Genomic DNA, 4,049 nt, shown 5'->3' with positions numbered 1-4,049 from the left:
GGATGCCGTGCGCCGGGTAGCCGGTCAGTTTGGTGAAAGCGTCATTGACCTCGATGACGGCCCCGGTGCGATCGGCGACGAAGAAGCCTTCCTGCAGTGAGTTCACCACCGCGTTGCGGAACTCGTCGCGATCGGCGAGATCCTCGGCGCGGGCCCGCTGCTCTTCGTAACGCCTTGTGCCGTCGAGGAATCCGCGTGTCGCAACGTCAAGCGGAGCCAGCGTCTGCAACAGGAAGGCCAGCGCCACCGCCCCGTCGAAGCCGGGAAGCTCCACCACCAGCCGGTGGTAAAGCTCGGAGTGCTTCTCGACGATCTTCAGCATGCTGATGTCGTCGTGCAGTGCGCGACGTCCCAGCTCGTGACCGACCGCGAGGTCTTCCTCGTTGCGGGTCTCCAGGTAACGACCCAGCGCGGCCGCGTACGCAGTGTCGAAGTCGTGGTGTGTCATCCGGACGCACCTCGGTGCCGTGCCGTGAGGACCAGCGCGTCGTCGTTGTCCTTGGCATGGCTGTCCAGGATCTGCTCGGCGATTGTCAGGGCCGGCGCGGCGAAGTCGATGCCGTCCAGATGGTTTTCGTCGATGCCGTCACTGGTGATGACCAGCAAGTCGCCCGGGCGGATCGGGAAATCCTGCGATACAACCACTTCGGGAACCCGGTAGCCGACGATGCCGCCCGCGAGGCGTACCGACGAGCGCACCTCGACACCGCCAGGGTGTTTGGCGACCAAGTCAGCGGCGACGTTCCCGATCCCGACCCAGCTGAGCGTATCTTTCTGAAAGTCTATGTGCACCAATGTCATCGCCACACCGCGAGTGCTCGACAAGCCACGGTGGCAGCTCTGGACCAGCGTGTCGAGCGCCTCACCGCGAGTGTCGCCGAGAATTTGCACGCCGCAGTCTGCCGCCTCGGCGGCCAGTTCGCCGTGCCCCAGACCGTCCAGCACACCGATCAAGGCGCCGGTGCCGTTCACGTCGACCGCGATAGACCGGTCGCCGCAGACGGTCTGGCCGGGCAGCGGGCGCGACGTGGCCGCCCATTCGATCGGCCCCAGCCAGCCATGCTCAGCCATTGTTCGGAATCCACTTCCACATCTCGATGGTCGTGCCCTCACCCGGGGCGGATTCCACGATCAACCGGTCCATCAGCCGGCGCGCTCCGGGCAGCCCGAGCCCGAGTCCACGGCCGGTGGAATAACCGTCCTCCATTGCCCTTTCGATGTTGGCGATGCCCGGCCCATCGTCTTCGGCCCGCACGACCAGTGCCTGTCGGCCTTCGCGGTCTTGTATGGCAACCCGGATCGCCCCGTAACCGGCGTAGCTGGTGATGTTGCGGGCGACTTCGGAGATCGCCGTGGCGATCATGGTGACATCGGTCAGCGAGAAACCCATGTCGCGCGCCAGTTGGTGACCCGCTTGGCGAGCGGCAACGATGTCGTCGGGATGACCTACGTCAACGACGACGTCATCCGACACCGTCACGTCCAATCGGTTTCTTGGCGGCCAGCCGCCGATTCAGCAGCGCCAGGCCCTCTTCCAAGTCCAGCGCGGTGTCCATGTCCTCGAAGAGGATGCCGAGTTGGACCATTGCGAACGCCACTTCCGGCTGCAGGCCCACGATCACGGTGTGCGCGCCACGCAGGCTGGTCATGCGTGCAACAGTCTGCAATGACCGGGCGGCGAATGAATCCAAGACGTCGATGGCAGTGACATCGACGACGATGCCTTGCGCCCGATACTCGGTGACCCGTTGCATCAAGCGTTCGCGGAACAGCTCGGTGTCAGAATCGGACAGGGCGTTTTGCACCGTGGCAATCAGAATCTGTCCCTGTTTCAGAATGGGTACTGGCATGAGACTTTCGCGACGATCTGCTGTTAGGTGGTTTGCTCGCCGGCGCGGGTGACCTCATATCCCAGCAGGTGCTCGGCCTCCTCGATGCCGCCCTGCAGGTCGCCGACGGCATTCATCTTGGAAAGATCCAGCCCGATCGTCACCAGCGTGAGTGCGATCTCCGATGACAGACCGGTGATGATGACGCTGGCACCCATCAAGCCGGACGCGTCGACGGTCTGCACCAGGTGGTTGGCCACCGTGGAGTCGATGGTGGGGACACCGGTGATGTCGATGACGACGACCTTGGCCCGGTTGGCGCGAATTGCCCGCAGTAGTTGCTCGGTGACCTGCCGAGCGCGCTGGCTGTCCAGAACGCCGATGATCGGCAGAATCAGCAACTGCTCGCGCACCTGCAGCACCGGCGTCGACAGCTCGCGGATGGCCTCCTGCTGCTGACGGATGATGCGCTCGCGTTCCTGCACGAAACCGACGGCGACGGTGTTGGCGATCCGGTTCGCCGCGGGCTCGTAGGCGTCGAGCACCCGGTTCAGCAGGTCGAAGTCGGTCTGGTACTTCTCGAAGAGCGACCGGGCCAGCACGTCGCGCAGCAGCAGGACGATGCCGACGACCTCATTGGTCTCGACACCACGCGGAATGATGCGTTCGGACAAGTCACGCGCGTAGTCCTGCAGCGCCTCGACGCTACCCGTCTCGAGCACCTCGACGTAGCTGTCGTACACCGTCGTTGCCTCGGAGAAGATCTCCTCGGGCGACATCGCGGTGAGCAATTCGGCTTCGGTGATCCTGCGGGCCCATTCCTCGCGCAGCACCGTTCGGTTCTGGCGCAAGTGCTGCACCAGCTGTGGCAGCAGCAAACCCGCACCCGACACTGCCGACGTCTGACCGACGACGCCCGTTGACGAGAGATCTATCGACTGATCCGACATTGAACCTCCCGGATCTCCACGGTGGACCGAGCCCCGCGCCTAGACTAACTGAGCCTCGCGGCGACGGCCGTTGAAGTAATATTTCTGCGAATTTGCCAGGCGGCAAGGGTCGGCACCGGATCCGCCCGGTAGAGACAAGACTCCAGATGAAGGATGGCCGTGTCAGAGCCGGATCCGATCACCACCTCCGTCGCGCACCGGGATGGTGTCGCCGTGGTCAGCATCGGCGGCGAGATCGATTTGAGCACTGCCCCTGTTTTCGAAGCGGGGATCGCGGAAGCGCTCGAAGAAGATCCACCCGCTCTCGTGATCGAGTTGTCCGAGGTGATCTTCATGGCGTCGGTGGGACTTCGGATATTGGCGGCCACCCAGGAAAAGATCGGCAAATCGATTCAGCTTGCAGTCGTGGCCGACAATATGGCGGCGAGCAGACCGATGCAGCTCACCGGTCTGGACAAACTCATTTCGTTGTACCCGACATTGGATGAGGCGTTGATCGCGCTGGGCCCAGCCGCCAGCGACTAGCGGCTACGGCCGCAGCGTCATCGAGATTGACGTTGGCGCGAAGAAGCGCGAGTGACCAGCACGTTAGCGGCGATCTCGTTCGTCGCAGCCTCGTATTCCCTGCAACAAGTGCGCCAGCGACTAGCGGCTAGGGCCGCAGCACCTGGCGCGCGATCGCGTACTTGTGCACCTCGGTCGGGCCGTCGTACAGACGGAAGGCACGCATGTCGGAGAAAATCATTCCGACCGGTGTCTCATCGGAAATGCCTATGCCGCCCAGGATTTGGACGCAGCGGTCGGCGACCTTGAACAGCTCCTCGGACACATAGGCCTTGACCATCGAGCTCTCGTGTCTGCCGGTGCCCCGATCGCCCTTGTCCAGCGTCCAGCACGCCCACCAGATCCCGAGCCGGCATTGCTGCAAAGCGATTTCGTTGTCGGCGATCATGAAGCTGACGCCCTGATGTTCGCCGAGCGTCTTGCCGAACGCGGTCCGCTCGCGGGCGTGCCGCACCGCGATCGACTGGGCGCGCGAAGCGGCCCCGAGCCAGCGCATGCAGTGGGTCAGCCGGGCGGGCGCCAGTCGCATCTGTGCGTAGCGCAAGGCCTGGCCGACCTCACCGAGCACTGCGGAGGCGGGCAGTCGCAGATCGTTGAACCGCACGACGCCATGGCCTTCGACGTAATTGCGGTCCATCGTGTTCATCACCCGCTCGATCTCGATGCCCGGGGTCCCACCGTCGCAGAGGAACAGCGTCGGCCCGTC

7 protein-coding genes are annotated in these 4,049 nt (G+C 64.0%); 1 reads left to right on the top strand and 6 read right to left on the bottom strand.

The window, feature by feature from the left end; all coding sequences use genetic code 11:
* The 5 genes from VN856_RS12150 to VN856_RS12130 all read right to left on the bottom strand — a co-directional run.
* A partial coding sequence (locus VN856_RS12150; RefSeq protein ID WP_325689297.1) for a phosphatase RsbU N-terminal domain-containing protein occupies positions 1–448 on the bottom strand: 448 nt, incomplete at its 3' end.
* Positions 445–1,071 (bottom strand): SpoIIE family protein phosphatase, encoded by a 627-nt coding sequence (locus VN856_RS12145; RefSeq protein ID WP_325689295.1) that lies wholly within the window; start codon positions 1,069–1,071, stop codon positions 445–447. The genes VN856_RS12145 and VN856_RS12150, both read right to left, overlap by 4 nt.
* Positions 1,064–1,474 (bottom strand): ATP-binding protein, encoded by a 411-nt coding sequence (locus VN856_RS12140; RefSeq protein ID WP_325689299.1) that lies wholly within the window; start codon positions 1,472–1,474, stop codon positions 1,064–1,066. The genes VN856_RS12145 and VN856_RS12140 overlap by 8 nt, the downstream gene beginning before the upstream one ends.
* A complete protein-coding gene (locus tag VN856_RS12135; RefSeq protein ID WP_325689293.1) occupies positions 1,464–1,850 on the bottom strand; it encodes an STAS domain-containing protein in 387 nt (128 codons plus the stop codon). The genes VN856_RS12140 and VN856_RS12135 overlap by 11 nt, the downstream gene beginning before the upstream one ends.
* A gap of 23 nt (positions 1,851–1,873) precedes the next feature.
* Positions 1,874–2,779: an STAS domain-containing protein gene (locus tag VN856_RS12130; RefSeq protein WP_325689290.1), complete on the bottom strand. Its 906-nt coding sequence runs from the start codon at positions 2,777–2,779 to the stop codon at positions 1,874–1,876.
* Positions 2,780–2,938: 159 nt separating this feature from the next.
* On the opposite strand from VN856_RS12130, the gene VN856_RS12125 reads away from it, so the two are divergent.
* Positions 2,939–3,304, top strand: coding sequence for an STAS domain-containing protein (locus VN856_RS12125; protein ID WP_325689288.1), 366 nt, complete (start codon positions 2,939–2,941; stop codon positions 3,302–3,304).
* A 127-nt stretch (positions 3,305–3,431) separates the two neighbouring features.
* Here the strand turns inward: VN856_RS12125 and VN856_RS12120 are convergent.
* A partial coding sequence (locus VN856_RS12120) for an acyl-CoA dehydrogenase (protein WP_325689286.1) occupies positions 3,432–4,049 on the bottom strand: 618 nt, incomplete at its 5' end.

Source organism: Mycobacterium sp., from assembly GCF_035603715.1.
In the GTDB taxonomy this organism is placed as follows: Bacteria; Actinomycetota; Actinomycetes; order Mycobacteriales; family Mycobacteriaceae; genus Mycobacterium.
This window is presented reverse-complemented; position numbering and strand designations above follow the sequence as displayed.